The 24,311-nt window shown below is 69.2% G+C and carries 26 protein-coding genes and 1 tRNA gene; 14 read left to right on the top strand and 13 right to left on the bottom strand.

Annotation, left to right across the window (positions count from 1 at the left end):
- The first annotated feature begins 2 nt into the window (after positions 1-2).
- The gene (locus ICN82_RS08620) at positions 3-884 is read left to right on the top strand and encodes a ribokinase (RefSeq protein ID WP_193181707.1); all 882 of its coding nucleotides are present in this window, start codon (positions 3-5) and stop codon (positions 882-884) included.
- Here the strand turns inward: ICN82_RS08620 and ICN82_RS08615 are convergent.
- From ICN82_RS08615 to ICN82_RS08605, 3 genes are all read right to left on the bottom strand, one after another.
- A complete protein-coding gene (locus ICN82_RS08615; RefSeq protein WP_193181705.1) occupies positions 871-1,329 on the bottom strand; it encodes a MarR family winged helix-turn-helix transcriptional regulator in 459 nt (152 codons plus the stop codon). The two genes, ICN82_RS08620 and ICN82_RS08615, sit on opposite strands and share 14 nt — an antisense overlap.
- A 184-nt stretch (positions 1,330-1,513) precedes the next feature.
- Positions 1,514-1,771, bottom strand: coding sequence for a glutaredoxin 3 (gene grxC, locus ICN82_RS08610; protein ID WP_193181703.1), 258 nt, complete (start codon positions 1,769-1,771; stop codon positions 1,514-1,516).
- Positions 1,772-1,804: 33 nt separating this feature from the next.
- Positions 1,805-2,566, bottom strand: coding sequence for a ComF family protein (locus ICN82_RS08605; RefSeq protein ID WP_193181702.1), 762 nt, complete (start codon positions 2,564-2,566; stop codon positions 1,805-1,807).
- On the opposite strand from ICN82_RS08605, the gene ICN82_RS08600 reads away from it, so the two are divergent.
- Positions 2,565-3,395 (top strand): methyltransferase domain-containing protein, encoded by an 831-nt coding sequence (locus tag ICN82_RS08600; protein ID WP_193181700.1) that lies wholly within the window; start codon positions 2,565-2,567, stop codon positions 3,393-3,395. The genes ICN82_RS08605 and ICN82_RS08600 overlap by 2 nt on opposite strands.
- A gap of 63 nt (positions 3,396-3,458) precedes the next feature.
- Positions 3,459-4,526: a ferrochelatase gene (gene hemH, locus ICN82_RS08595; protein WP_193181804.1), complete on the top strand. Its 1,068-nt coding sequence runs from the start codon at positions 3,459-3,461 to the stop codon at positions 4,524-4,526.
- A gap of 86 nt (positions 4,527-4,612) precedes the next feature.
- Here hemH and ICN82_RS08590 read toward each other — a convergent pair whose 3' ends face one another.
- The gene (locus tag ICN82_RS08590) at positions 4,613-4,792 is read right to left on the bottom strand and encodes a hypothetical protein (protein WP_193181698.1); all 180 of its coding nucleotides are present in this window, start codon (positions 4,790-4,792) and stop codon (positions 4,613-4,615) included.
- 262 nt (positions 4,793-5,054) lie between these two features.
- Entirely contained in the window at positions 5,055-5,639 is a 585-nt protein-coding gene (locus ICN82_RS08585; protein ID WP_193181696.1) for a L,D-transpeptidase, read from the bottom strand.
- 147 nt (positions 5,640-5,786) lie between these two features.
- Between ICN82_RS08585 and ICN82_RS08580 the strand changes: the two genes are divergently transcribed.
- Positions 5,787-6,296, top strand: a complete 510-nt coding sequence (locus ICN82_RS08580) for a CAP domain-containing protein (RefSeq protein WP_193181692.1) — start codon at positions 5,787-5,789, stop codon at positions 6,294-6,296.
- On the opposite strand, the gene ICN82_RS08575 is transcribed toward ICN82_RS08580, so the two are convergent.
- Both ICN82_RS08575 and ICN82_RS08570 read right to left on the bottom strand, forming a co-directional pair.
- A complete protein-coding gene (locus ICN82_RS08575) occupies positions 6,290-6,781 on the bottom strand; it encodes a L,D-transpeptidase family protein (protein ID WP_193181690.1) in 492 nt (163 codons plus the stop codon). The two genes, ICN82_RS08580 and ICN82_RS08575, sit on opposite strands and share 7 nt — an antisense overlap.
- Before the next feature lie 117 nt (positions 6,782-6,898).
- Positions 6,899-7,945 carry a LacI family DNA-binding transcriptional regulator gene (locus ICN82_RS08570; protein WP_330998979.1) on the bottom strand — a complete coding sequence of 349 codons (1,047 nt, stop codon included), beginning with the start codon at positions 7,943-7,945 and terminating at the stop codon, positions 6,899-6,901.
- A 137-nt stretch (positions 7,946-8,082) separates the two neighbouring features.
- Here ICN82_RS08570 and ICN82_RS08565 point away from each other — a divergent pair.
- Positions 8,083-8,159 (top strand) — tRNA-Arg (locus tag ICN82_RS08565).
- Here ICN82_RS08565 and ICN82_RS08560 read toward each other — a convergent pair.
- Together ICN82_RS08560 and ICN82_RS08555 are read right to left on the bottom strand one after the other, a co-directional pair.
- Positions 8,154-8,558, bottom strand: coding sequence for a HEAT repeat domain-containing protein (locus ICN82_RS08560; RefSeq protein ID WP_193181688.1), 405 nt, complete (start codon positions 8,556-8,558; stop codon positions 8,154-8,156). The two genes, ICN82_RS08565 and ICN82_RS08560, sit on opposite strands and share 6 nt — an antisense overlap.
- Before the next feature lie 154 nt (positions 8,559-8,712).
- Positions 8,713-9,939, bottom strand: coding sequence for an argininosuccinate synthase (locus ICN82_RS08555; protein ID WP_193181686.1), 1,227 nt, complete (start codon positions 9,937-9,939; stop codon positions 8,713-8,715).
- A gap of 132 nt (positions 9,940-10,071) precedes the next feature.
- Here ICN82_RS08555 and ICN82_RS08550 point away from each other — a divergent pair, with 132 nt between their 5' ends.
- Together ICN82_RS08550 and ilvA are read left to right on the top strand one after the other, a co-directional pair.
- Entirely contained in the window at positions 10,072-10,500 is a 429-nt protein-coding gene (locus ICN82_RS08550; RefSeq protein WP_193181683.1) for an acyl-CoA thioesterase, read from the top strand.
- A 53-nt stretch (positions 10,501-10,553) separates the two neighbouring features.
- Positions 10,554-11,801: a threonine ammonia-lyase IlvA gene (gene ilvA / locus ICN82_RS08545; protein ID WP_193181681.1), complete on the top strand. Its 1,248-nt coding sequence runs from the start codon at positions 10,554-10,556 to the stop codon at positions 11,799-11,801.
- On the opposite strand, the gene ICN82_RS08540 is transcribed toward ilvA, so the two are convergent.
- A complete protein-coding gene (locus ICN82_RS08540) occupies positions 11,794-12,135 on the bottom strand; it encodes an Hpt domain-containing protein (protein ID WP_193181679.1) in 342 nt (113 codons plus the stop codon). The genes ilvA and ICN82_RS08540 overlap by 8 nt on opposite strands.
- A gap of 138 nt (positions 12,136-12,273) precedes the next feature.
- Here ICN82_RS08540 and ICN82_RS08535 point away from each other — a divergent pair, with 138 nt between their 5' ends.
- On the top strand, positions 12,274-13,575 hold the full coding sequence (locus ICN82_RS08535) for a PP2C family protein-serine/threonine phosphatase (RefSeq protein ID WP_193181677.1): 1,302 nt from the start codon (positions 12,274-12,276) through the stop codon (positions 13,573-13,575).
- 68 nt (positions 13,576-13,643) lie between these two features.
- On the opposite strand, the gene ICN82_RS08530 is transcribed toward ICN82_RS08535, so the two are convergent.
- A complete protein-coding gene (locus tag ICN82_RS08530; protein WP_193181675.1) occupies positions 13,644-14,084 on the bottom strand; it encodes an NUDIX domain-containing protein in 441 nt (146 codons plus the stop codon).
- A 70-nt stretch (positions 14,085-14,154) separates the two neighbouring features.
- On the opposite strand from ICN82_RS08530, the gene hslO reads away from it, so the two are divergent.
- The 6 genes from hslO to ICN82_RS08500 all read left to right on the top strand — a co-directional run bounded on the left by hslO (position 14,155) and on the right by ICN82_RS08500 (position 22,040).
- Positions 14,155-15,165 (top strand): Hsp33 family molecular chaperone HslO, encoded by a 1,011-nt coding sequence (gene hslO, locus ICN82_RS08525; protein ID WP_193181673.1) that lies wholly within the window; start codon positions 14,155-14,157, stop codon positions 15,163-15,165.
- Complete coding sequence (locus ICN82_RS08520; RefSeq protein ID WP_193181671.1) at positions 15,158-15,766, top strand: CoA pyrophosphatase; 609 nt, start codon at positions 15,158-15,160, stop codon at positions 15,764-15,766. The genes hslO and ICN82_RS08520 overlap by 8 nt, the downstream gene beginning before the upstream one ends.
- Positions 15,763-16,914, top strand: coding sequence for a CCA tRNA nucleotidyltransferase (locus tag ICN82_RS08515; protein ID WP_193181800.1), 1,152 nt, complete (start codon positions 15,763-15,765; stop codon positions 16,912-16,914). The genes ICN82_RS08520 and ICN82_RS08515 overlap by 4 nt, the downstream gene beginning before the upstream one ends.
- A 96-nt stretch (positions 16,915-17,010) precedes the next feature.
- Positions 17,011-18,864: an ABC transporter ATP-binding protein gene (locus tag ICN82_RS08510; RefSeq protein WP_193181669.1), complete on the top strand. Its 1,854-nt coding sequence runs from the start codon at positions 17,011-17,013 to the stop codon at positions 18,862-18,864.
- Positions 18,861-20,753, top strand: coding sequence for an ABC transporter ATP-binding protein (locus ICN82_RS08505; RefSeq protein WP_193181668.1), 1,893 nt, complete (start codon positions 18,861-18,863; stop codon positions 20,751-20,753). The genes ICN82_RS08510 and ICN82_RS08505 overlap by 4 nt, the downstream gene beginning before the upstream one ends.
- Positions 20,754-20,822: 69 nt before the next feature.
- On the top strand, positions 20,823-22,040 hold the full coding sequence (locus ICN82_RS08500; RefSeq protein ID WP_193181666.1) for a class I SAM-dependent RNA methyltransferase: 1,218 nt from the start codon (positions 20,823-20,825) through the stop codon (positions 22,038-22,040).
- 87 nt (positions 22,041-22,127) lie between these two features.
- Here the strand turns inward: ICN82_RS08500 and choV are convergent, their stop codons facing one another.
- Positions 22,128-23,159 carry a choline ABC transporter ATP-binding protein gene (gene choV / locus ICN82_RS08495; protein ID WP_193181664.1) on the bottom strand — a complete coding sequence of 344 codons (1,032 nt, stop codon included), beginning with the start codon at positions 23,157-23,159 and terminating at the stop codon, positions 22,128-22,130.
- Positions 23,156-23,992 (bottom strand): choline ABC transporter permease subunit, encoded by an 837-nt coding sequence (gene choW / locus ICN82_RS08490; RefSeq protein WP_193181662.1) that lies wholly within the window; start codon positions 23,990-23,992, stop codon positions 23,156-23,158. The genes choV and choW overlap by 4 nt, the downstream gene beginning before the upstream one ends.
- Positions 23,993-24,311: the final 319 nt, after the last annotated feature.

The raw sequence follows: 24,311 nt of genomic DNA, 5'->3' as shown, positions 1-24,311 counted from the left end.
CGGTGACGATCTACAATCTGGGCTCGATCAATATCGACAAGGTGCTGCGCGTGCCGCATTTGCCGTCCCCCGGAGAGACGCTGGCGGCGCGGTCCTATGCCGAGGGGCTCGGCGGCAAGGGCGCCAACCAGTCCGTCGCCGCGGCGCGGGCCGGCGCGCAGGTGGTCCATCTGGGCGCCATCGGGCCGGATGGCGGCGCGATGCTGGATCTTCTCGCGCGCGACGGGGTGGCCACGGACCGGATCGCGCGGCTGCCGGTGCCCACGGGCATGGCGCTCATCATGGTGGATGACGCGGCCGAGAACACCATCGCCATCCTTGCCGGCGCCAATCGCGAGATCCCGCAAGACGGCGTGACCGCGGCGCTGGAGGGCGCGCGCCGCGGCGACACCCTGCTTCTGCAGAACGAGACCGGAGGCCAGGTCGCCGCGGCGGAACAGGCCCGCAGCCGGGGGATGCGTGTCGTGGTCTCGGCGGCGCCCTTCGACATGGCCGCGCTTGCCCCGCTGCTGCCATTGCTGTCGGTCCTGCTGCTCAACGAGGTGGAGGCCGCACAGCTGGAGCAGGCGGCCGGGCGGTCCCTCGCGGCGCTGGCACTGCCGCATGTGGTGGTGACACGCGGTGCCCGCGGCGCGACGCATCTGGATGGCGGCACCGGGGAAAGCACCACCTACCCTGCCTTCCGGGTCGCGCCCGTGGACACGACCGGGGCCGGCGACACCTTCGCGGGCTACCTTGCGGCGGGGCTGGACCAGGGGCTGGACTGGTCCCGCGCGCTGCCCCGGGCCCAGGCGGCGGCGGCCCTGTCGGTGACGCGGGCCGGCGCGGCGGCTTCCATTCCCGGGGCGGCGGAAACCGCCGAATTCCTCGCTAAAGCGGGCTGAGGCGGCTGGTTTCCAGGCTGTCGCGCAATTCGGACAGAAGCGTCAGGCACTGGCCGATCTCGGTGCGCGGGTGGCGCGACAGCGTTTCGCGCAGCCGCGGATTGATCGCGCCCACCACCTCGTCCAGCGTCCTCTGCCCCGCCTCGGAGATCGAGACGAACTTGCGGCGGGCATCCACGGTATCGCCGCGCATGGTGATCTGCCCTGCCCGTTCCAGCCGACCCAGCGTGTTGCTCATCGCGCCCCGGGTGACGTTGAAACTGGTGGCCAGCCGGGCCGGCCCGAGCTCCTCGCCGCTGGTGGCCAGGTGCAGCAGCACGAGGAACTGCGACAGCTCGACCTCCTCGGGCAGGGCCTTGGCGATGCGGTTGCGCAGGAACTGGTCGAGAAGGAGGAGCTCGCCGAATAGCTGGATGACAAGCGGGGAAGGCGCAAGATTACTCATAGTTATCCATCAATCAATGCGGACGCCTGCAAGGGGCGGCCGGAAAGGCAAGAAAGTTAATTTTCTTACTCTAGACCAAAACAGTCTGGAAATTTAGTGAATTTTGGAAAATCGGGTCTGCCCCGGCGCGGCCTGCCCAGCGAACGCGCAGATGGGCGCTCGCGGGGCAGTGCCGGCGCGGGCATCACCCGGCCAGCAGGGCGTCGAGCTTGCCGTCGCGATCCAGCTTGAACAGCTCGTCGCAGCCTCCGACATGGGTCGTGCCGATGAAGATCTGCGGCACCGTGCGCCCGCCGGAGGCGCGCTGGGTCATCTCGCTGCGCCGCTCGGGCTGCTTCGAGAGGTCGATCTCGGCAAAGCTGACGCCCTTGGTCGTCAAGAGCCGCTTGGCCGCGTGGCAATAGCCGCATAGCGGCGAGGTATAGATTTCTACGGGTTTCATCCGGACCGCCTTTCCTTGGCTCCTGCCCCTAACCTAGGCGCGCTGATGCGCCCGCGCCAGTAGCAGCACATGCACCAGCGGCACCTGCGCGGCAAGAAGCGCGGTGCAGCAGGCGGTCAGCGTCGCGCCGGAGGTCATCACGTCATCCACCAGCAGCACCGGCCGGCCCGCCAGCCGCGGCTGCTGCCTGCGGGTCACGGCGATGGCACCCTCCAGCGCGGCGGCGCGTCCGGCAAAGCCGTCTCCTGATTGCGGCGGCGTGTTGCGGCAGCGGCGGAGCGCATCGGGCAGATGCGCCAGGCCCAGCCGCGGGGCCAGCAGCCGGGTGAGAACCGCCGCCTGGTTGTAGCGCCGCGCCAGCAGCCTGCGCCAATGCACCGGCACCGGAACCAGCACCATGCCGGGCCGGATCAGCGGGCCGGCCCGGGCGGCCATCCAGTCGGCCAGATGGGGCCCCAGGTCCAGCCGGTCGCCATGCTTGAACCCCAGCACCATATGGCGTGCCGCGCCCGAATAGTCGAAGACGGCGCGGCCCTTGGCCCAGGGGCGCGGCAGGCTCCGGCAGGCGTCGCAATGCGGCAGGCTGCCGTCATCCGGTCCGATCAGCCCCGTGCCGCAGAGATCGCAGACCAGGCCCGCGAGGAATGGCGTGTCCCGCCAGCAGGGCCCGCACAGCCCGCCCTCCTCGGCGACCAGCGTGCCGCAGCGCGGGCACTGATCGGGAAAGACAAGCCGCCGTGCCGCTTTGATAAGCGCGGGCGCGGGCGCTAGGCTGCGCGAAAGGAGAGACGCCATGACAGATGCCCCCGTAGCGATGACCGATCGTGCCGCGCTGTGCCGGGCGCGGCGCCGTGCCCGGCAGGCCGGCGGGGAGGCCTTGTTTCTGCACCGCCTTGCCCGGGACGGGATCGAGGAAAGGCTCTCCATGGTTAATAGGCCGTTAAGGGACGTGGCCGTCGTGACCGGTCATCCGCAGGCCTGGAGGGATCTGCGGCCGGGGGCGCGGCTGGTGGAGGATGCGCCGCTGCTGGATCTCGCGCCGGGCTCCTGCGACCTGGTGGTTCATGCGATGGCGCTGCACTGGGCCGAGGACCCGGTCGGGCAGCTGGTGCAGTGCCGTCGCGCGCTGCGTCCGGACGGCCTGTGTCTGGCGGTGTTCTTCGGGGGGACCACATTGTCCGAGCTGCGCGCGTCCCTGGCGGAGGCGGAGGCGGCGCTGACCGGCGGGCTGTCGCCGCGCATCCTGCCGATGGGCGAGATCCGGCAGCTGGGCGCGCTCTTGCAGCGCGCGGGCCTGTCCCTGCCCGTCGCGGATGCAGAGCGCCATGCCGTCCAGTACCGTTCCGTGCTGCACCTGATGCAGGATCTGCGCGCCATGGGCGAGACCAATGCCCTAGCCGCGCGGCCGCGCGGATTCACCCGGCGCGACGTGATGCTGGAGGCGGCGCGCCGCTATCCCGGCGCGCCCGAGGGGCCGGTGCAGGCAACGTTCGAGCTGGTGACGCTGACCGGCTGGGCGCCCGATGCCTCGCAGCCGCGGCCGCTGCGGCCGGGATCGGCGGCGGCGCGCCTGGCCGATGCCCTCAATGTGAGCGAATCTCCCCTTCCGGATACCGGGAATTGACCTGACTTGGGCCCTTCCTATCTGCTAGGGGCTTTCATGATTTCTGCCGACGAGGAGTGCACGATGCTGGATGCAAGGGCTTCCGCCCCCGCCGAACCGATTCCCCACGCCCCGGGGGACCATCCGCGCGTGGCGCGCGGCCGGGTCGGCGTGCTTCTTGCCAATCTGGGCACGCCCGACGGCACGGATTACTGGTCGATGCGCCGCTATCTCAGCGAGTTTCTCTCCGACCGGCGGGTGATCGACTACCCGGCCTGGAAATGGCAGCCGCTGCTGCAGCTGATCATCCTGTCGAAACGGCCCTTCTCCTCGGGGGCGGCCTATCGCGGCATCTGGAACACGGAGCGGGACGAGAGCCCGCTGATGACCGTGACCCGCGCCCAGACGGAAAAGATCGCCGCCGCGCTGAGATCCCGCCATGGCGACGGGGTGATGGTGGATTTCTGCATGCGCTACGGCAATCCCTCGACGGAATCGAAGGTGCGGTCCCTGGTCGAGCAGGGCTGCGAGAAGATCCTGTTCTTCCCGCTTTACCCGCAATATGCCGGCGCGACCTCGGCCACCGCCAATGACCAGTTCTTCCGGGCATTGATGAAGGAAACCTGGCAGCCGGCCGCCCGCATCGTGCCCCCCTATTTCGACGACCCGGCCTATATCGAGGCGCTGGCGCAGTCTGTCGAACGGGCCTATGCCGGGCTGGAAACGCGCCCCGACCTTCTGGTCGCCTCCTATCATGGCGTGCCGAAACGCTACCTGATGCAGGGCGATCCCTATCACTGCCAGTGCCAGAAGACGTCGCGGCTCCTGCGCGAGCGGCTGGGCTGGGACAGCGACGCGCTGGTCACGACCTTCCAGTCGCGATTCGGCCCGGAGGAGTGGCTGCAGCCCTATACGGTCGAGGAGGTCGCGCGGCTGGCCGAGGCCGGCAAGAAGCGCATCGCGGTGATCGCCCCCGCCTTCTCGGCGGATTGCGTCGAGACGCTGGAGGAGATCAACGAGGAGATCCGCGAAAGCTTCGAACATGCGGGCGGCGAAAGCTTCACCTACATCCCCTGCCTCAATGACGACGCGGCACATGTCGCGGCCCTGACCGGGGTGATCGAGCGGAACCTCATGGGCTGGACCGGCTGAGGCCGGAACCACCCCGCGGGGCAAAATAAAAAGGTGGCCTTATCGGCCACCTCAATGTCTCTTCGGCTTGCGGGCCGGGGCCGAAATCAGCTTGCGGCGACGGCAGCAACGACTGCCAGCAGCAGGACCGGAACGATCCATGCAGCGCCGGTGCCGCTGGTTTCTTCGACGATGACTTCCGGCTCAACGATCGGCTCTTCCAGGCCGCCTGCGAAAGAGGCAGTGGCAGCGACAGCCAGGGTAGCAGCGAGTGCGAACTTCTTCATGGTTAACCTCCAATGGTTGCCGCCCGGGTAGTTACATGAGGTGCGGACGACGGCGATGTCCTCGTAATCGACTCATGCCGCGCAAATTCGCGAAAGGCAACGCTGCGTTGAAGCTCACGGTAGGGTGATGCAAAAACGCATCAAAAACCGCATCTTCCCGCTCATCGCAACCCCAAATAACCCCGGGATCGCGGAAAAGTTCCTGCCGCCGTGCGACGGACGGCCAGATCGCCGGGCCCCGGCGATCCGCCGCCTTCCGCGCTCAGATCAGCAGCACCTGCGTGCCGACCTCGACCCGGTCGAAGAGCATGGCAATGTCTTCGTTATACAGGCCGATGCAGCCATTGGAGGATTGGCGGCCGATCTTGCGCGTGTCGTGGGTGCCGTGGATGCGGTAGTATTTCCAGGACAGGTACAGCGCATGCGTGCCCAGCGGATTGTCCGGGCCCGGCCCGATGAAGGGCGGCCAGTCGGGGTTGCGCTTGAGCATGGAGGGGGTGGGCGCCCAGCTGGGCCCGACGACCTTGCGCGTGACCGAGGTGCGGCCGCGGCGGGTCATCTCCTCGGAAAGCGGGACGCTGGTCGGATAGACCAGCGCCACCGATTGGTCCCCGGACCAGTAATGCAGCGTCCGGCTTTCGGTATCGACGAGGATCGCCCCCCTGCCGAGGCTGTCGAAATGGTCCCGCCAGTCATGGGCGCGGAAGCCGCTGGTGACGCGGGCCACCGGCAGTTCGGGCGCGTCCTCGGCGGCGGTCTGGGCCAGGGCGGGCATGGACAGGGCGGGTGCGGCAAGCGCGGCCCCGAGCAGGCTGCGGCGGGTCAGTCTGGAACGGCGAAGGGTCATCGGCATCTCTCGCGGCAGGAAACGGATTTGCCCGGAAGATATGGCGCCGAAGCCGCATCGGCAAATCAAACCGCGTCCGGACCCTTGCATTGGTTGAAAGCCGTGACATTCGCCCGCTAGTTTGCGGAAAATGGTGGAGGGTGTGCCATGCTGCGTGTTCTGACGGCCGGGATCGCGGTCGCCTTGTGTCTGTCGGGCTGCGGCGGAAGTTCCGTGCAGCGGGTGCCGGGGGCACCTCATCTGCGCGCCAGCGATCTGGACGAGGTACAGATGAACATGCTCGAATCGGTCAATGACATGCGTCGGCTTGCCGGCGTGGCGCCCGTGGCGCTGAGCCCCGAACTGTCGCGCGCGGCGGCGGCGCAGGCGGCGGATATCTCGGCGCAGAAACGGGCCTGGGCCTGGGGGTCGGACTGGTCGAGCCCCTATGCGCGCATCGCCCGGGCCGGCTATCCCGGCCAGCTGGTGGCCGAACTGTATTCCCAGTCCTTCGATACCGAACTGGAAACGCTCACCGCCTGGCTTCAGGACGAGGCCTGGGCGGAGAGCATCCGCGATCCCGCCGCGACCGATCTGGGCTTTGCGTTCCACCAGGATGCCAGCGGCATGATCTGGTGGGTGCTGACCCTGGGATCGCGCGGCGGGGCGGCTCAGTAGGAGGTGATGTAGATCGGGGTCCCGGTCTTCACCATCGCGAAGATCTCCTCCATCTCCTTGTCGGTGACGGCGATGCAGCCCGCGGTCCAGTCCTTGCCGTTCATCGGCTTGGACGATTCGCCGTGGATGAAGATGTCGCCGCCCGGATCGACGCCCAGCGTCTTGGACCGTTCCGTGTCGGCGCGGTTGGGATAGGAGATGCCCAGCGACAGGTGATAGGCGCTGTTGGGGTTGCGCCGGTCGATCAGGTACAGGCCTTCCGGCGTGCGACCGTCGCCGCGCGCGACCTTGTGGCCGACCGGGTTGAAGCCCAGTCCGATATCATAGGATTTGATGACCTGCGCCTCGTGGAGAAGGTAAAGCTTCCGCCGCTCCTTCGAGATGTAGATCTGCGTGACTTCCGGTCCGTCATAGGACTGGAACTTGCTGCCGCCGCCGCATGCGGAAAGCGCCAGGAAAAGGACAAGGGAAAGGACCCGGACCATGCTCTGCCTCGATAAGGGTTCCGTCTTTTTTGCGGAGAATACTTTCAAAATCGGGTTAAACCAAGCGAGTCGATCACCGGCCGCGCATTGCGGCCGGTACGCTGATGCGGTGCCGCCTCAGTCGGCCGCCGCGCGGCGGATCGTGTCGCCGAGCGCGATCTCCGGGCTCAGCTCGATGATGGCCCCGCGGCCCTGATCCGGCGTGGCCACGCGATCGGCGATCAGCTGCGCCGCGCGGCGGCCGATCTCGTTCCGGCAGGCATCCATCGTGCACAGAAGCTTGGGCAGCCCGTGCAGCAGATTGACCCCGTTGAACCCGGCCAGACCCAGCCGACCCGGCACGTCGATGCCCTGCTCCAGGCACCACAACAACCCGCCTGCACCGATCATGTCATTGGAATAGTACAGGAAATCCAGATCCGGGCTGCGGCTGAGCATCGCCTGGGTCATCTCGCGGCCCTTCACGAAACCGGATCCGCCCTCGTAGAATTCGCGGTCCTCGATCTCCAGCCCGGCCTTGGCCAGCGCCTGGGTCATCCCCTCGAAGCGTTTGCGCGCGCGATGGTCCAGCGGCATCTTGGTGCCCATGAAGCCGATGCGGCGATAGCCTGCGGCGACGATCGCCTCGCCCATCTGCCGGCCGGCGCGGCGATGCGAGATGCCGACCGCCGAATCGATCGGCTCGCCATCGGTATCCATGATCTCGACCACGGGGATGCCCGCGGCGCGCATCATCGCCTTGGAGGCGTCGGTATGTTCCAGCCCGGCGATGATCACGCCCGAGGGACGCCAGGACAGCATCTCGTAGAGAACCTGCTCCTCGCGGTCGGGCTTGTAATGGGTCAGCCCGACCACGGCCTGCAATTCGGTGCCGTCCAGGACCTCGGAAATGCCGGTCATGACCTCGGGGAACACCATGTTCGACATCGAGGGGATGATGACCGCGACCAGGTTCACCCGCTGCGAGGCCAGCGCGCCGGCGATGCGGTTGGGCACGTAGCCCAGCTTCTTGGCGGCGGCCAGGACCTTTTCGCGGGTGGCCTCCGAGACATCGCCGCGATTGCGCAGCACCCGGCTGACCGTCATCTCGCTGACGCCGCAGGCCTCGGACACGTCGCGCAGGGTCAGCGGGCGGACCGGCTGGGAAGGGGGTTCGGTGTTCACGGTGCCTCCCGGATGCTATGCCGGTATCGTAGCGCGTCTGCTTCGCCGGGCACAAGGCGTCCTGCCGTCGCCGATATCCGCAGAAGTCCCGCGGGGGCTTGAGTTGCGCGGCGCAATCGGGCAATCACGCCCTGCGTGGTCCCGTGGCTCAACTGGATAGAGCAGCCCCCTCCTAAGGGGCAGGTTGCAGGTTCGAATCCTGCCGGGATCACCAGCCGTCTCCGCCGCCGAATTTCGCGTCCAGCGCATGGGCCGCCAGGGTCTGGACCGGACCTGCGGGATGTTCCAGCGCCAGCCGCGCCAGCGCGACCTCCACCCGTTCCACGGCGGGCATGGCGGCCAGGGTGCGGATCACCTCCACCGCCTGCCAGACATCGCCGGGCGCGGCAAAGCACAGATCCGCCAGGGGCAGGGCCGCCTCGGATTGCGGCAGGTCGGCGAGCGCGTAGACCGCCTTCAGCCGCTGCGCGCGGTCGGGATGGCCGAGGCTGTGGATCAGCCGCTCGGTCTCGCTGAGCGCACGGCCCCAGAACAGCACCGCGCAGCCGCAGGCGGGGCAGGTCATGGCATCGGCCTCGATCGTGTCGAAGCAGTTCGGGCAATGGGTCTGCATCGGCTCCGGATCTTCGCGGTCGCGCCGGCGGAACTGCCGGGTCGGGGCCAGTCTGCATGGGCCGGGGCGGCAAAGCCGCCGGGCAAACCGCCGCAGCGGTCGATTTGCCGTCAGCCGGTCCGGCCGGGCATGCAGGGCGCCCGGCCGGGAAAGGTCACTTCTGCAGGCGGCGCTTGCGCGCGGCCAGAAGCTTCAGGCGCAGCGCGTTGAGCTGGATGAAGCCCTGCGCGTCCTTCTGGTCATAGGCGCCGGCATCGTCCTCGAAGGTGACATGCGCCTCGGAATACAGCGACGCATCCGACCAGCGGCCGACCGTGCGCGCGGAGCCCTTGTAGAGCATCAGCCGGACGGTGCCCGAGACGAATTCCTGGCTGCGGTCGATGGCGGCCTGCAGCATCTCGCGCTCGGGCGAGAACCAGAACCCGTTATAGATCAGTTCGGCATAGCGCGGCATCAGGCTGTCCTTCAGGTGGCCTGCGCCCGAATCCAGCGTGATCTGCTCGATGCCGCGATGCGCCTCGAGAAGGATCTCGCCGCCGGGGGTCTCGTAGATGCCGCGGGATTTCATGCCGACGAACCGGTTCTCGACGAAGTCGAGACGCCCGATGCCGTGGATGCGGCCCAGCTCGTTCAGTTTCGTCAGGATCGTCGCCGGGCTCATCGCCTCGCCGTCGATGGCGACGGCATCGCCCTTCTCGAAGGTGATTTCCACGTATTGCGGCGCATCCGGCGCGCTCAGCGGGCTTTCCGTGCGCTGATAGACATAGTCGGGCGCGGTCTCGGCGGGATCCTCCAGCACCTTGCCCTCGGAGGAGGTGTGCAGCAGGTTCGCATCGACCGAGAAGGGCGCCTCGCCGCGCTTGTCCTTGGCGATCGGGATCTGGTTCGCCTCGGCGAATTCCAAGAGCCGCGTGCGCGAGGTCAGGTCCCATTCGCGCCAGGGCGCGATCACCTTGATCTCGGGGTTCAGCGCATAGGCCGACAGTTCGAAGCGGACCTGGTCATTGCCCTTGCCGGTGGCGCCATGGGCGACCGCATCCGCGCCGGTCTCGGCGGCGATCTCGATCAGCCGCTTGGAGATCAGCGGCCGCGCGATCGACGTGCCGAGCAGGTAGAGCCCCTCATAGACCGCATTCGCGCGGAACATCGGGAAGACGAAGTCGCGGACGAATTCCTCGCGGACATCCTCGATGAAGATGTTCTCGGGCTTGATCCCCAGCATCTCGGCCTTCTTGCGGGCCGGCTCCAGCTCTTCGCCCTGGCCGAGATCGGCGGTGAAGGTCACCACCTCGCAGCCATATTCGGTCTGGAGCCATTTGAGGATGATGGAGGTATCAAGCCCGCCCGAATAGGCGAGCACGACCTTCTTGGGCGCGGTCATGGGGCAGTCTCCTGGTCAAACTTGCCGCGCAAATAGCGGGGAACGCCCGCAGGGACAAGCAAATGCGGCGGAATGGGCTTTTCCGTGGCGGCCTTGCTGGTATTCTGGCCGCAAAAAGACGCGAGGACGGGCATGGGCGAATTCCAGGAGCTGCTGCGCGGGGTGATCCACCCCTGGCATCATGATCATTTCGGGCACATGAACGTGCGCCATTACGCGCCCTTCTTCGATGATGCGGCCTACCACCTGTGGACGGTGCTGGACATTTCCTACAAGGACATGATGGAGACGCATGGCATCCATTGCGTCACTGCCCAGGCCACGACCAATTTCATCCGCGAACTGGAGGCCGGCGACCTGATCCGCATCGACGGGGCCGTGACGCGGGTCGGCACCAAGTCGGTCAGCTTCCACCTGCGGATGTTCAACGCGGATACCGGCCTCTTGCACGCCACCTATGACATGGTGGAGGTGTTCTTCGACCCCGAGCACCGCCGCTCCACCTTCATGCCGCCGGAGATCCGCGCCGAGCTGGAGGACGCGCTGGTCGAGCTGGACTGAGCGGAGGCATTCGCGGGCTTGCCGTCGCGGCGGTTTCGTTGCATCTGCGGGACATGACCAGTTTCATGGATGCCGCCCGCGCCGCCACGGCCCGCATGCATGGCGTGTTCGACGCCACGCCGCTGCTGCTGAATGCCCATCTCTCGGCGAAATACGGGGCCGAGATCTGGCTGAAGCGCGAGGACCTGACGCCGGTGCGCAGCTACAAGATCCGCGGCGCCTTCAACGCGATGCAGAAATGCCGCGAGGCCGATCCCGCCCAGGACCAGTTCATCTGCGCCTCGGCAGGCAACCACGCCCAGGGCGTCGCCTATGCCTGCCGCCATTTCGGGGTGAAGGGCACGATCTTCATGCCGGTGACGACGCCCGAGCAGAAGATCATGAAGACCCGCACCTTCGGCGGCGAGAATATCGAGATCCGGCTGGTCGGCGATTATTTCGACGACACGCTGGCCGCGGCCAAGGCCTTCTGTTCCGGGATCGGCGGCCATTTCCTGGCGCCCTTCGACGATCCGGACGTGATCGAGGGACAGGCCAGCGTCACGGTCGAGATCCTCGACCAGCTGGGGCGCGCGCCCGACATGCTGATCCTGCCCGTGGGCGGCGGCGGTCTGTCGGCGGGGGCGGTGTCCTTCCTGCGCGAGGCCGCGCCCGGCACCGATATCCGGCTGGTGGAGCCTGCAGGCGGGGCCAGCCTGGCCGCCGCGCTGGCGGCAGGGGCGCCGGTGGCCTTGTCCGGCGTCGACAATTTCGTCGATGGCGCGGCGGTGGCGCAGATCGGCGCCCTCCCCTTCGAACGGCTCGCGGGCACCGCGCCGGACCACGTGCGGGCCATCCCGGAAGACCGCCTTTGCACGACGCTTCTGGAAATGCTGAATGTCGAGGGCATCGTGCTGGAGCCCGCCGGCGCGCTGGCAGTGGATGCGCTGAAGGATCTGCGCGAGGAGATCGCCGGGCGCAGCGTGGTCTGCGTGACCTCTGGCGGGAATTTCGACTTCGAGCGGCTCCCCGACGTGAAGGAACGCGCGCAGCGCTTCTCAGGGGTGAAGAAATACATGATCCTGCGCCTGCCGCAGCGGCCCGGCGCGCTGCGCGACTTCCTCGATCTCCTGGGGCCCGAGGATGATGTTGCGCGCTTCGAATATCTCAAGAAGTCCTCGCGCAATTTCGGGTCGGTCCTGATCGGGATCGAGACCGCGGCGCCCGAGAATTTCACCGCGCTCTTCGCGCGGCTGGATGCGCGCGGATTCACCTATACCGATGTCACCGCCGATCAGACCCTGGCGGAATTCGTCATCTGACCGCCGGCGCGGCGGCAAGGTATCCCTTCGCCGCCGCGCCGCGCAGGAATGCGTCCCGGCTGGAACGGTAGCAGGCCGCCAGAGATGCTAGGTCCGGCGCCCCGCCCTGCCCTGCCCGGGCTTCTCCCTCCGCCGCCATCCGGGCCAGGTCGGCGAATCCCAGGTTCAGCGCCGCCCCCTTGAGGAAATGCAGATCCGCCGCCAGCGTCGGCCGACCCGCCGCGAGCCGCGACAGCGCCTCCCCGGTTTCCTCGAGGAACAGCGCCACGACCTCGGCGAAATCCTCGACGCCGATTTCCTCGCGCAATTCGGAGATCCGGTCCCAGTCCAGCATCCGCGATCCTTTCGCCGCCAGCATGGTGCGAAGGGATGAAGGCCGCGTTAGCGGGAGGGAGAAGGATTCCGACCCCTCTTCACAGCGCGTTAAAGCCTGCCATGCGATGACCGGCGCGACAGGATGCGGATGGTATGGATGGAGTCTTCCCTCGACAGCGGCACGGATCCCCCGCCGGGCGACATTCTTGCGGCGGGACTGTCGGAGGTGCTGATCGTCGATGACAGCCGGATGCAGCGGCGGATCCTCTCGGCGACGCTGCGGCGGATGGGCTATCGCGTGACGGAGGCCGGTTCCGGCGAGGAGGCGCTGGACCTCTGCCGCGGGCACGCCTTCGATTTGGTGCTGTCGGACTGGATGATGCCGGGCATGGACGGGCCGGAATTCTGCGCGCGGTTCCGTGACCTGGAGCCCGAGGGCTATGGCTATTTCATCCTCCTGACCTCGAAATCCGAGCGGGACGACATCGCCAAGGGGCTGGAGGTCGGGGCCGATGATTTCATCACGAAGCCGGTCAATGCGGTGGAGCTGCGCGCGCGTCTGACCGCCGGGCAGCGCATCGTCGCCATGCAACGCCAGCTGAGCCAGAAGAACCGCCAGCTGAGCCTGGCCTTCCAGCGGATCCGCACCCTGTACGACGCGATCGAGGCAGACCTCGCCGAGGGCAAGCGGCTGCAGCAATCGCTGATCCGCGACCGCCATCGCGATTTCGGCCAGGCCGAGATGTCCCTGCTCCTGCGCTCGGCCGGGCATGTCGGGGGGGACCTGGTGGGCTGGTTCCCCGTCGCGCCGGGACGGATCGGGCTCTATGCGATCGACGTGTCGGGCCATGGCATCACCTCGGCGCTGCTGACCGCGCGGCTGGCGGGCTATCTCTCCTCCACCTCGCGCGACCAGAACGTGGCGCTCGACCGGCTGGCGGATGGCAGCTACCGGCCGCTGCCGCCGCCTCTGGCCGTGCGGCGGCTCAACGACCTGATGTTCCAGGATATCGAGACGGAACATTACTTCACCCTCTGCCTCGCGATCGTCGATCTCGAAACCGGCGAGGTGGAGATGACGCAGGCCGGCCACCCCCACCCGGCGGTCCAGCGGGCCGACGGGCGGATCGAATTCTTCGGCGCGGGGGATCTGCCGGTGGGGCTTCTGCCTCAGAGCGAGTATGACGGGTTCCGCTTCCGCCTTCATCCCGGGGACCGGCTGCTGATGGCCTCGGACGGGGTCACGGAATGTCCCGCGGGGCCCGGGCGGTCCGAGATGATCGGGGAGGACGGGCTGGCCAATATCCTCTCGCGCAACCGGGGGCTCGCAGGGCCCCGCCTGCTGGAGGCGATGGTCTGGGATCTCAGCCAGTTCTACGGCGCGGAGGATCTGCCCGACGACGTCTCGGCCGTGCTGCTGGAATATCGCGGGCCGACCCGGGCGCCGCCCCTGGCGTGACCGCGGGGGCCGATCGATCCGTCGAGGGCCGTCCGCGCAGGCGGCCCCCGGCGATCGGCCGGACGGGATCAGCCCGCGCGGATCAGCCTGGCCAGCACCGCGCGGTCGCCCGCGCTGCCCAGGCATTCCAGCGCCCGGCGCGGCGGCAGCAGGACCGCGCGGTGATGCGGCTCCAGCGGCGGGGCGAGCGGGCGGATGGCGCGGCCCAGGTACAGGCGGCAAGTCTTTTCCGCCCAGAGGTCGTAATCGGGCATGTAGACGAAGCGGCGATAGGCGCCGATGCGGCGCAGCCCGCCGATCCGCCAGCCGGTCTCCTCCAGCACCTCGCGATGCAGCGCCTGCAGGGGCGATTCGCCGGGATCGATCCCGCCGCCGGGCAGCTGGTATTCCGGCTGCGGCGCGGCCTGGCGGGTCAGCAGGATCCGCCCTTGGGCAAACAGGATCGCGTAGGCGCCCGGCCGGACGCGGTAGCGGATGCCGGGTTTCACCCTCTCTCCGTAGCGGCGCATGTCTTGGACCCCCAGGTTGCCGAGCCTATCTAGGCGCGGTATGCCCAAGCGAAGCCCTGAAGGAAAGCCCATGACCATTGGCAAGCAGATCGCCTGGGACGACAACGTGTTGCCGTTCCAGCTTGACCTCGCGGATATCCGCGGCCGCGTTGCGCGGCTCGATACCGTGCTGGACCGCATTCTCGAACAACATGATTACCCCGCCCCGGTCGAGGCGCTTGTCGCGGAGATGGCCCTGCTGACCGCGCTGATCGGCCAGACGATCGAGCTGCGCTGGAAACTGTCGTTGCAGGTGCGCGGCGACGGGCCGGTGCGGCTGATCGCGACCGATTACTACGGCCCCACCGCCGATGGCGAGCCGGCCCGGATCCGCGCCTATGCCTCCTTCGATCGCGACCGGCTCGACGGGACGGATCCCTTCGCGCTGCTGGGCCAGGGCTATTTCGCCATCCTGATCGACCAGGGACGCGGCACCACGCCCTATCAGGGGATCACGCCGCTGTCGGGGGGCTCGCTGGCCGCCTGCGCGGAGACCTATTTCGCCCAGTCCGAACAGCTGCCGACGCGGTTCTCCATCGCCTTCGGCCAGTCGACGCAGCCCGGCACGCCGGAAAGCTGGCGCGGCGGCGGCGTGATGCTGCAGCACATGCCCAAGGCCTCTCCCTTCGTCTCGCAGGAGGGCGGTTCGGGCGAGGGCGGCCTGCTGCGGCCCAACGACATGCTCGACGGCGATGACGAGGAGAACTGGAACCGCGCCAACCTGCTGCTGGACACGATGGACGTCCTGGAGCTGATCGGCCCGAGCGTGCAGCCCACCGACCTCCTGGTCCGGCTCTTCCACGAGGAGCAGCCGCGCGTCTATGACAGCCAGCCGGTGACCTTCGGCTGCACCTGCTCGGCCGACCGCGTGCGCCAGAGCCTGTCGATCTATTCGGCCAAGGACATCGCCCACATGACCACCGAGGAGGGCATCGTCACCGCCGATTGCCAGTTCTGCGGCGCGCATTACGAATTCGACCCCGCGACGCTGGGCTTCGAGGCGACGCGCGGGGAAGACGGCGATATCCGCGACGATGGCTGAGACCGGCCTGCCCCTTGTCGCCGCGGCGCTGCGGCAGGGGGAGGGCGCCTCCTCCGATTTCGACCTCACCCCCGGCGCCGGGCAGCCCGCCGGGCGCCGCCTGCGTCCCGCGGCGGTTCTGGTCGCGCTGCTGCCGGGGCCCGCCGGGCTCGAGGTGCTGCTGACCAAGCGGTCCTCGAAACTGCGCCATCATCCCGGCCAGATCGCCTTTCCCGGCGGGCGGCTGGATCCCGGCGATGGCGGCAGCCCCGAGGCGGCGGCCCTGCGCGAGGCGCAGGAAGAGGTCGGACTGGACCCGGCCCTGGTGCGGGTCCTGGGCCGGCTCCCCCCGCACGAGACCGTGACCTCCTTCCACGTGACACCGGTCGTCGCCGAACTGGCGGCGCGCTTCGAGCCGGTGGCCGAGGCGGGCGAGGTCGAGGAGGTCTTCACCGTGCCTCTTGATTTCCTCGCGGATCCCGCGAATTTCCGCGTCGAGGGCCGCCGCTGGCAGGGGACGCGCCGCCATTACTACGCGGTGCCCTGGGGGCCCTACTATATCTGGGGCGCCACGGCGCGGATCCTGAAGGGCCTGGCCGACCGGGTCGCCGCATGTCGCTGAGGATCGCGCCCGACTGGCTGGACCGGGCCGGCCCGCAGGCGGTGATGGCGGCGCTGATGCGCGACGGGCATCGCGCCTGGTTCGTCGGCGGCTGCGTGCGCAATGCGCTGCTGGGCCGGGCGGATAGCGATATCGACATCGCCACCACCGCCCGGCCCCATCAGACCGTGGCTGCCGCCGGGCGGGCCGGGCTGAAATCCGTTCCGACCGGGGCCGATCACGGCACGATCACCGTCGTGGCCGGGGGGGAGGGCTACGAGGTCACGACGCTGCGCCGCGATGTCGAAACCGACGGGCGCCATGCCCGCGTCACCTTCTCCTGGCGGATCGAGGAGGATGCCGCGCGGCGCGACTTCACCATGAACGCCCTCTATGCCGAGGCCGATGGCCGCGTCGTCGATCCGCTGGAGGGGCTGCCGGATCTGCGCGCCGGACGGGTGCGCTTCATCGGCGAGGCCGAGGAGAGGATCGCGGAGGATTACCTGCGCATCCTGCGCTTCTTCCGCTTCACCGCCTGGTACGGGCGGCAGGGGCCGGATGCCACGGGACTGGCCGCCTGCGCCGCCCTGGCCGAGGGGCTGGGCCGCATCGCCGCCGAACGCAAGGGCCAGGAGATGCGCAAGCTGCTGGCCGCGCCCGATCCGGCGCCGGTCGTGGCGACCATGGCGCAGGCGGGGATCCTGGCGCAGGTGCTGCCGGGCGCGCAGGCGCAGGCCCTGGCGCCGCTGATCCATCTCGAGGACGGTCTCGCGCCGGACCCGATCCGGCGCCTCGCGGTGCTGGGCGGAACCGACCCGGTCGCGGCGCTGCGGCTGTCGCGGGCCGAGGCGAGGCGGCTGCAGCTCTATCGTGACGCGCTGGAGGCCGGGCACGCGCCGGCCCGGATCGCCCAGGAGCACGGCATCGATCGCGGCCGCGACCTGGCGCTGATCGCCGCGGCACTGACCGGCCAGCCCCTGCCCCCGGATCTCGAACCGGTGCTGGACCATGCCGCGGCCGCGCGCTTTCCGGTGACCGCGCGCGACCTGATGGCCCTGGGCCATCAGGGGGCGGAGCTGGGCGCGCGGCTGGCATCGCTGCGCGAGGCGTGGATCGGCTCGGGTTTCGCGCTGGATCGCGCGGCGCTGCTGGCGCGGGCGCAGGACTGACCGGCGCGGCATCTTCCCGCCGCCGCCACCCCGCCGGGTGTTTCCCGGGGCACGGGAATCGGCCTATCACCGGCCGACCCTGAAAGGCTGCTTCCCGTGTTCCGTTTCTTCGAGACCCTCGTCGACCCCTATGCCGACTATCCCCAGACCGACAGGCCGCCGCGCGGGCTCCGGTCCTACCTGCTGTACCTGTCGCGCCCCTTCCGCAAGGTCTTCGCCTGGGCCTTCGTCACCTCGATCGCGGTCGCGGCGGTGGAGATCTGGCTGATCGGCTATCTCGGCCGGGTCGTCGACCTCATGGGCAACACCACCCCCGCCGCCTTCTGGGCGGCGCACGGGGTCGAGCTGGTGGCGATGGCGGTGTTCCTCGTGACCCTGCGCCCGGCGCTGCAGGGGCTGAACGTGGCGCTTCTCAACAACGCCGTGATGCCCAATTTCGGCACGCTCTTCCGCTGGCGCGCGCATCGCCATGTGCTGCGCCAGTCGGTCGGCTGGTTCGAGAACGACTTTGCCGGGCGCATCGCCAACCGCATCATGCAGGCGCCGCCCGCGGCCGGCGAGGCGGTGTTCCAGGTCTTCGACGCGCTGACCTTCGCCACCGCCTACGTGATCGGCGCGGCGATCCTTCTGGCCGATGCCGACCTGCGGCTGTTCATCCCCATGGCGGCCTGGTTCGCGGCCTATCTGGCGCTGCTGCGCTGGACCGTGCGGCGGATCGGGCCGGCCTCGAAGGCGGCCTCTGACGCGCGCTCCGCCGTCACCGGGCGGGTGGTGGACAGCTATACCAACATCCAGTCGGTCAAGCTCTTCGCGCATCATTCGGGCGAACTCGACTATGCGAAGGAGGCGATCGATCATGCCCGGTCCACCTTCGCCGCCGAGATGCGGCTCTTCACCATCATGGACGTGGTGCTGACGCTGCTGAACGGGGCGCTGGTGCTGGGCGTGGTCGGCTGGGCGATCTGGCTCTGGGGCCAGGGCGCGGCCTCGGTCGGCGTGGTCGCGGCGGCCGCGGCGCTGGTGCTGCGGCTGAACGCGATGACCGGCTGGATCATGTGGGCGGTGTCCAACTTCTTCCAGTCGCTGGGGGTCGTCTCCGAGGGGCTGGAAACCATCGCCCAGCCCGTGACCCTGACCGACCGCCCCGGTGCCCCCGCCCTGCGGCTGGAGAAGGGCGCCATCGCGCTGCGCGACCTGACCCATCATTACGGCCAGCAGACGGGCGGCCTGGACGCCATCACGCTGGACATCGCGCCGGGCGAGAAGATCGGCCTGATCGGCCGCTCGGGCGCGGGCAAGTCGACGCTGGTCAAGCTGCTGCTGCGTTTCTACGACCCCGATGGCGGCCGGATCGAGATCGACGGCCAGGACATTGCCGGTGTGAGCCAGGACAGCCTGCGCCGTGAAATCGGCATGGTCAGCCAGGATGCCTCGCTGCTGCACCGCTCGGTGCGCGACAACATCCTCTATGGCCGCCCCGAGGCCGGCGAGGCCCAGATGATCGCCGCCGCCCGCAAGGCGCAGGCCCATGATTTCATCCTGGGGCTGCGCGATGCGCAAGGCCGCACCGGCTATGACGCGCAGGTCGGCGAACGCGGCGTGAAGCTGTCCGGCGGCCAGCGGCAGAGGATCGCTCTCGCTCGCGTGATCTTGAAGGATGCCCCGATCCTGGTGCTGGACGAGGCCACCAGCGCGCTAGATAGTGAGGTCGAAGCCGCCATCCAGGACACGCTTTACGGCATGATGGAGGGCAAGACCGTCATCGCCATCGCGCATCGCCTGTCCACCATCGCCCATATGGATCGCATCCTCGTGCTCGACCAGGGGCGCATCGCCGAGGCCGGCAGCCATGGCGATCTGCTGGGGCGCGGCGGGCTCTATGCCGGGTTCTGGGCGCGTCAGTCCGGCGGCTTCCTGGGAACGGATGACAAGACGGAGGCGGCCGGATGAGCAAATGGCCCGAAGCTGAGATCGCGGAACGCAAGGCGGCACGGATCCCGCCCTTCTTCCGGCGCCTGGCCGACACGATCGAACCCTTCGCCGATGCCGATGGTCCGCCGCCGCGGAAATTGCGGGCCTTCATGGGCTGGGCGCTGAACGGGGCGGGCCGGCAGATCCGGCTGGCGGTGGCGGCCTCCATCTCGGTCGGCATCACCACGGTGATCGGCTTCTGGATGATCGGCTGGGTGATCGACGGGGCGCAGGCGGCGGGGCCGTCCTACCTGGCGACCCATGGCTGGCAGATCGCGGTTTTCGCGGTCTTCTACCTGGCGATCTTTCCGCTTTCGATGGTCGCCAATGCCGCCTTCAACACCGTGACGCTGCAGCCCAACCTCTATGCGCTGGTGCTCAGCCGCATCAACCGCCACACGCTGGGCCAGAGCGTCAGCTATTTCGACAACGACTTCGCCGGGCGGATCGCGCAGAAATCCCAGCAGACCGCGCGCGCCCTGACCGAGGTGGTGACGGAATCCACCAACATCCTGGGCAACGCGGTGGCCGCGGCGCTGTCCGCCGTGGTCATGCTGGGCGTGGTCAACTGGTGGCTGGGGCTGGTGGTGCTGGTCTGGATGGGCGGCTATGCGCTGCTGATCCGCCATTTCCTGCCGCGCATCCGCACCCGGTCGCAGCTGCGCGCCGCGCGCCGCGCCATGGTGACGGGGCAGATCGTCGACACGATCACCAACATCACCACGGTCAAGCTCTTCGCCCATGGCAGCAGCGAGGAGGCCGCCACCGAACAGTCGCTCTCGGGCTATCGCGAGGCGTCGGTGGCCTGGGCCTCGGTGGTGGTGATGTTCCGGCTGTGCATCTTCGTGCTGGCCGGGGTGCTGCCGACGGTGCTGATCGGGCTGAGCCTGTATCTGTGGTCGCAGGGCACCGCCAGCGCGGGCGACATCGCGGCGGCGGGGCTGGTCTCCACCCGGCTGGCGACGATGACCGGCTGGGTCAGCTTCGCGGCGCTCGGCATCTTCTCCAATATCGGCGAGATCGAGGACGGGATCCGCACCCTGACCCCGCCGCACGCGATCACCGACACGCCCGGCGCGGCCGAGATCCCGCGCGCCGCGGGCGCGCTGCGTTTCGAACAGGTGTCCTTCGGCTATGGCGGCACGCCCGGCGCGGCGCTGGACCGGTTCGACCTGGAGATCCGCGCCGGCGAGAAGATCGGTCTGGTCGGCCGCTCGGGCGCGGGCAAGTCGACGGTGATGTCGCTGCTCTTGCGGCTCTACGAGGTGGAAGGCGGGCGCATCACGCTGGACGGGCGCGACATCCGCGAGCTGACCCAGGACGCGCTGCGCCGGCAGGTCGCCATGGTCCGGCAGGAAACCGCGATGTTCAACCGCTCGGCGATGGACAATATCCGGTACGGGCGCGCCGATGCCACGGATGCGGAGGTGATGGAGGCCGCGCGCAAGGCCTCGGCGCATGATTTCATCCTGACCCTGCGCGACCATCGCGGGCGCATCGGCTACGAGGCCCATCTGGGCGAGCGCGGCGTCAAGCTGTCCGGCGGGCAGCGCCAGCGCATCGCGCTGGCCCGCGCCATCCTGAAGGACGCGCCGATCCTCGCGCTGGACGAGGCGACGAGCGCGCTGGACAGCGAGGTGGAGGCCGAGATCCAGGAGGCGCTGACCCGGGTGATGGAGGGCAAGACCGTGCTGGCCATCGCGCACCGGCTGTCGACCATCGCGGCGATGGACCGGATCATCGTGCTGGAGGCCGGGCGCATCGCCGAGACGGGGACGCATGACGAGCTGCTGGCGCAGGGCGGGCTCTATGCGCGGTTCTGGCATCGCCAGTCGGGCGGGTTCCTCGGCGCGGAAGCCGCCGAATAGCGCGCGTGCGGGGCTCTGGCCCCGCCCGCCCGCGTGGTATAGGTCGGCCCGGCACATGAGGAGCCAGGCATGACCGAGCTTGTGATCACGAAACTGGGGCATCTGGGCGACGGGCTGGCCGAGGGCATCGCCGTGCCCGGCGCCCTGCCCGGCGAGACCGTCACCGGCACGCTCGAGGGCGGCACGATGCCCGCGCCGAGGATCGTCACCCCCTCGCCCGACCGGGTCACGCCGCCCTGCCCCCATGCCCGCGCCTGCGGCGGCTGCGTGATCCAGCACGGATCGAACGCGCTGGTCTCGGAATGGAAACGCGGCATCGTGGCCGATGCGCTGCGCGCCCGGGGGATCGCGGCGGAGGTGGCCCCGCCCCTGACCTCGCCGCCTGCCAGCCGCCGCCGTGCGGGCTTCTCGGGGCGGCGCACCAAGAAGGGCGCGATGGTGGGGTTCCACGGGCCGCGGTCCCATACGCTGGTCGAGGTGCCGGCTTGCCGGGTGATCGCGCCGCGTCTCGCCGCGATTATGCCGCATCTGGGGGCGATGACCATGGCGGGCGGATCGCGCAAGGGCGAGATCACGTATCTGGCGACCGAAACGCTGAACGGGCCGGACCTGGCCGCCACGGGCGGCAAGCCGCTGGACCTGGCGCTGCACCAGGAGCTGGTGGCGCTCGGCGCGGAGGCCGGGCTGGCGCGGCTGTCCTGGAACGGCGAGCAGGTGGCGCAATGGGCCGCCCCCGAGATCCGGCTGGGCTCGGCACGGGTGGCGCTGCCGCCGGGGGCCTTCCTGCAGGCGACGGCCCATGGCCAGGCGGCGCTGACCGCGGCGGTGGAGGAGATCACGGCGGGGGCGGCGCGCATCGCCGACCTGTTCTGCGGCTGCGGGACCTTCGCGCTGCCCCTGTCGGCGCGGGCGGATGTTCTGGCCTTCGAGGCCGAGCGGCCGCAGGTCGCGGCGCTGCAGGCCGCCTGGAACCGCACCGAGGGGCTGCACCAGCTGCGGGCGGAGGCGCGCGACCTGTTCCGCCGCCCGCTGATGGCGGACGAGCTGAAGGGCGTCGAGGCGGTGGTGATCGACCCGCCGCGCGCCGGGGCCGCGGCGCAGATGGCGGAATTGGCGAAATCGGCGGTGCCGGTGATCGCCTCGGTCTCCTGCAGCCCGTCGAGCTTTGCCCGCGATGCGGCGATCCTGATTGGCGGCGGCTACGAGATGGGGAAGGTGACGGTGGTGGACCAGTTCCGCTGGTCGCCGCATGCCGAGATCGTGGCCGGGTTCGTGCGCAGGGGCTGAGGGCGCGCTTGCCGCAGCGGAGCCGGGAGGGGACAGATCCCCCTCCCGGACCCACCCCGCCGCTTTCGGGCCGCGGCGGGCCGGGGCTCAGCCGGAGGTGCCCGTGGCGGCGAGCCGGGCCAGGACGCCGGCCGGGCTGACCTGGCCGATGCACTGCCCGTCGCGGATCACCGGCAGCGGCGCCGCGGCCACGCGGAGCGCCTGCATGACCTCCGCCACCGGCGTGGCGGCGTCCATCCCGGTGCCCCCGGCCGTTGTCGCGGGCTCCATGACATCCTCGGCCGTCAGCACGCCCAGCGGGTTCATATGGGCGACGAATTCTGCCACGTAGTCATTGGCCGGGGCGGAGAAGATCTGTCGCGGCGTGCCGCATTGCACGATCCGTCCGCCTTCCATGATCGCGATGCGGTTGCCCAGCTTGAAAGCCTCGTCCAGATCGTGGCTGACGAAGATGATCGTGCGCCGCAGCTCGCGCTGCAATTGCAGGAGCTCGTCCTGAAGCCGGGTGCGGATCAGCGGGTCGAGCGCCGAGAAGGGTTCGTCCATCAAGAGGATCGGCGCCTCGGTGACGAAGGCGCGCGCCAGCCCGACGCGCTGCTGCATGCCCCCCGACAGCTCGCCCACCCTGCGGTCCGCCCAGTCCGAGAGATGGACGAGCTCCAGCTGGCGCGCGACCCGGGCGGCGCGGTCGCGGCGCGGCATCCCGCCGAGCTCCAGCCCCAGCCCGACATTCTCGGCCACGCTGCGCCAGGGCAGAAGGCCGAATTGCTGGAAGACCATGGCGATCTGGTTGAGCCGCATCTCGCGCAGCGTCGCGGGATCGGCATGGGTGATGTCGACCATCCGGTCGCCGCGGCGGATCTCGACCCGGCCGCGCGCGACCGGGTTCAGCGCGTTCACCGCGCGCAGAAGCGTCGACTTGCCGGACCCCGACAGGCCCATGAGCACCAGGATCTCGCCCTCGGCAACCTCGAGCGAGCAGTCATGCACCCCCAGCACCTGGCCCGTCGCGGCCTGGATCGCGGCGCGGTCCTGCCCCGCATCCATGAGCGGCAGCGCGGTTTCGGGCGAGTCCCCGAAGACGATGTCGACCTTGTCGAAACGGACGGCGGCGGTCATTTGCGGCCTCCTGCATGCAGCACCCGGTCGAGCATGATGGCGACGACGACGATGACGAAGCCGCTTTCGAAGCCGAGCGCGGTATTGACCTGGTTCAGCGCCCGCACGACCGGCACGCCCAGCCCGTCGGCGCCGACCAGCGCGGCGATGACCACCATCGACAGGCTCAGCATGATGGTCTGGTTCAGCCCGGCCATGATCTGCGGCACGGCCCAGGGCAGTTCGACCTTCCACAGTACCTGGCGCGGGGTGGCGCCGAAGGCGCGCGCGGCTTCCAGCAGCGGCTGCGGCGTGGCGGCGACGCCGAGGCAGGTCAGCCGGATCGGCGCGGGCAGCACGAAGATCACGGTCGCGATCAGGCCCGGGACCATGCCGATGCCGAAGAAGACGATGGCCGGGATCAGGTAGACGAAGGTGGGCAGCGTCTGCATCAGGTCCAGCACCGGGCGCAGCGCGGCATGCAGCCGGGGCCGGTGCGCCGCGGCGATGCCGATCGGCACGCCGACCGCCATGCAGACCAGGCAGGCCGAGAGCACGAGGGTGAGGCTTTCGGTCGTCTCTTCCCAGTAGCCCTGATTGATGATGAAGAGAAAGCCGGCCAGCACCCCGGCCGCGATCCTCCAGCTGCGCTGCAGCAGGTAGCTGAGGGTCACGAATGCCGCGACCACCAGCAGGATCGGCGGTTCCTGCAGCACCCAGAGGATGCCCTCGATCATCCGCTCCATGACATCGGCGAGACCGTCGAAGAACCACGCCCCGTTGATCTGGAGCCAGTCGAATACCGCCGCTGCCCATTGTCCCACCGGGATCTTGTTGCCGGTCAGCCAGTCCATGTTACCCCTTTTACGTTCTTTTCGCGGAGGCCCTGATGACCGGCCCCGTTCCCTGTGCAGATCCGATGTCCCGCGGCCGCGTCGCGCGGTGGCTCTTGGAGGAGGCGGGCCGGCCCGGCGACGCGGTGATCCCCGGATGCGGCGATCCGCGCCGACATGGCCGGGGCCTGTCCCGCAGCGGAGCCGGCGCCTGGGGTCGCGGGACGGGCGGAGTGCGGCCGCTGGCCTGCCTGCGCCGCCGGAGCGCCGGAGCAGGCGGTCATCAACGCCGCGCTCCAGCCGCATTCCGGCGATGCCGCGCCGGCCCGACGGGTCGCCG

Origin of the sequence: Mangrovicoccus algicola, from assembly GCF_014903745.1 — a bacterium.
GTDB classification, from domain to species: domain Bacteria; phylum Pseudomonadota; class Alphaproteobacteria; order Rhodobacterales; family Rhodobacteraceae; genus Mangrovicoccus; species Mangrovicoccus algicola.
The sequence above is the reverse complement of the archived record's forward strand: the minus strand, read 5'-3'. Positions and strand labels throughout refer to the sequence as shown.

Coding starts and splice junctions, on each gene's coding strand:
- ICN82_RS08535 (WP_193181677.1), top strand. CDS start 12,274: ATGGAGTCTTCCCTCGACAGCGGCACGGATCCCCCGCCGGGCGACATT.
- ICN82_RS08575 (WP_193181690.1), bottom strand. CDS start 6,781: ATGGTCCGGGTCCTTTCCCTTGTCCTTTTCCTGGCGCTTTCCGCATGC.
- choV (WP_193181664.1), bottom strand. CDS start 23,159: ATGACCGCCGCCGTCCGTTTCGACAAGGTCGACATCGTCTTCGGGGAC.
- ICN82_RS08580 (WP_193181692.1), top strand. CDS start 5,787: ATGCTGCGTGTTCTGACGGCCGGGATCGCGGTCGCCTTGTGTCTGTCG.
- ICN82_RS08615 (WP_193181705.1), bottom strand. CDS start 1,329: ATGAGTAATCTTGCGCCTTCCCCGCTTGTCATCCAGCTATTCGGCGAG.
- ilvA (WP_193181681.1), top strand. CDS start 10,554: ATGACCAGTTTCATGGATGCCGCCCGCGCCGCCACGGCCCGCATGCAT.
- hemH (WP_193181804.1), top strand. CDS start 3,459: ATGCTGGATGCAAGGGCTTCCGCCCCCGCCGAACCGATTCCCCACGCC.
- ICN82_RS08500 (WP_193181666.1), top strand. CDS start 20,823: ATGACCGAGCTTGTGATCACGAAACTGGGGCATCTGGGCGACGGGCTG.
- ICN82_RS08555 (WP_193181686.1), bottom strand. CDS start 9,939: ATGACCGCGCCCAAGAAGGTCGTGCTCGCCTATTCGGGCGGGCTTGAT.
- ICN82_RS08605 (WP_193181702.1), bottom strand. CDS start 2,566: ATGGCGTCTCTCCTTTCGCGCAGCCTAGCGCCCGCGCCCGCGCTTATC.
- choW (WP_193181662.1), bottom strand. CDS start 23,992: ATGGACTGGCTGACCGGCAACAAGATCCCGGTGGGACAATGGGCAGCG.
- ICN82_RS08600 (WP_193181700.1), top strand. CDS start 2,565: ATGACAGATGCCCCCGTAGCGATGACCGATCGTGCCGCGCTGTGCCGG.
- ICN82_RS08590 (WP_193181698.1), bottom strand. CDS start 4,792: ATGAAGAAGTTCGCACTCGCTGCTACCCTGGCTGTCGCTGCCACTGCC.
- ICN82_RS08520 (WP_193181671.1), top strand. CDS start 15,158: ATGGCTGAGACCGGCCTGCCCCTTGTCGCCGCGGCGCTGCGGCAGGGG.
- ICN82_RS08530 (WP_193181675.1), bottom strand. CDS start 14,084: ATGCGCCGCTACGGAGAGAGGGTGAAACCCGGCATCCGCTACCGCGTC.
- hslO (WP_193181673.1), top strand. CDS start 14,155: ATGACCATTGGCAAGCAGATCGCCTGGGACGACAACGTGTTGCCGTTC.
- ICN82_RS08560 (WP_193181688.1), bottom strand. CDS start 8,558: ATGCAGACCCATTGCCCGAACTGCTTCGACACGATCGAGGCCGATGCC.
- ICN82_RS08550 (WP_193181683.1), top strand. CDS start 10,072: ATGGGCGAATTCCAGGAGCTGCTGCGCGGGGTGATCCACCCCTGGCAT.
- ICN82_RS08505 (WP_193181668.1), top strand. CDS start 18,861: ATGAGCAAATGGCCCGAAGCTGAGATCGCGGAACGCAAGGCGGCACGG.
- ICN82_RS08540 (WP_193181679.1), bottom strand. CDS start 12,135: ATGCTGGACTGGGACCGGATCTCCGAATTGCGCGAGGAAATCGGCGTC.
- grxC (WP_193181703.1), bottom strand. CDS start 1,771: ATGAAACCCGTAGAAATCTATACCTCGCCGCTATGCGGCTATTGCCAC.
- ICN82_RS08585 (WP_193181696.1), bottom strand. CDS start 5,639: ATGACCCTTCGCCGTTCCAGACTGACCCGCCGCAGCCTGCTCGGGGCC.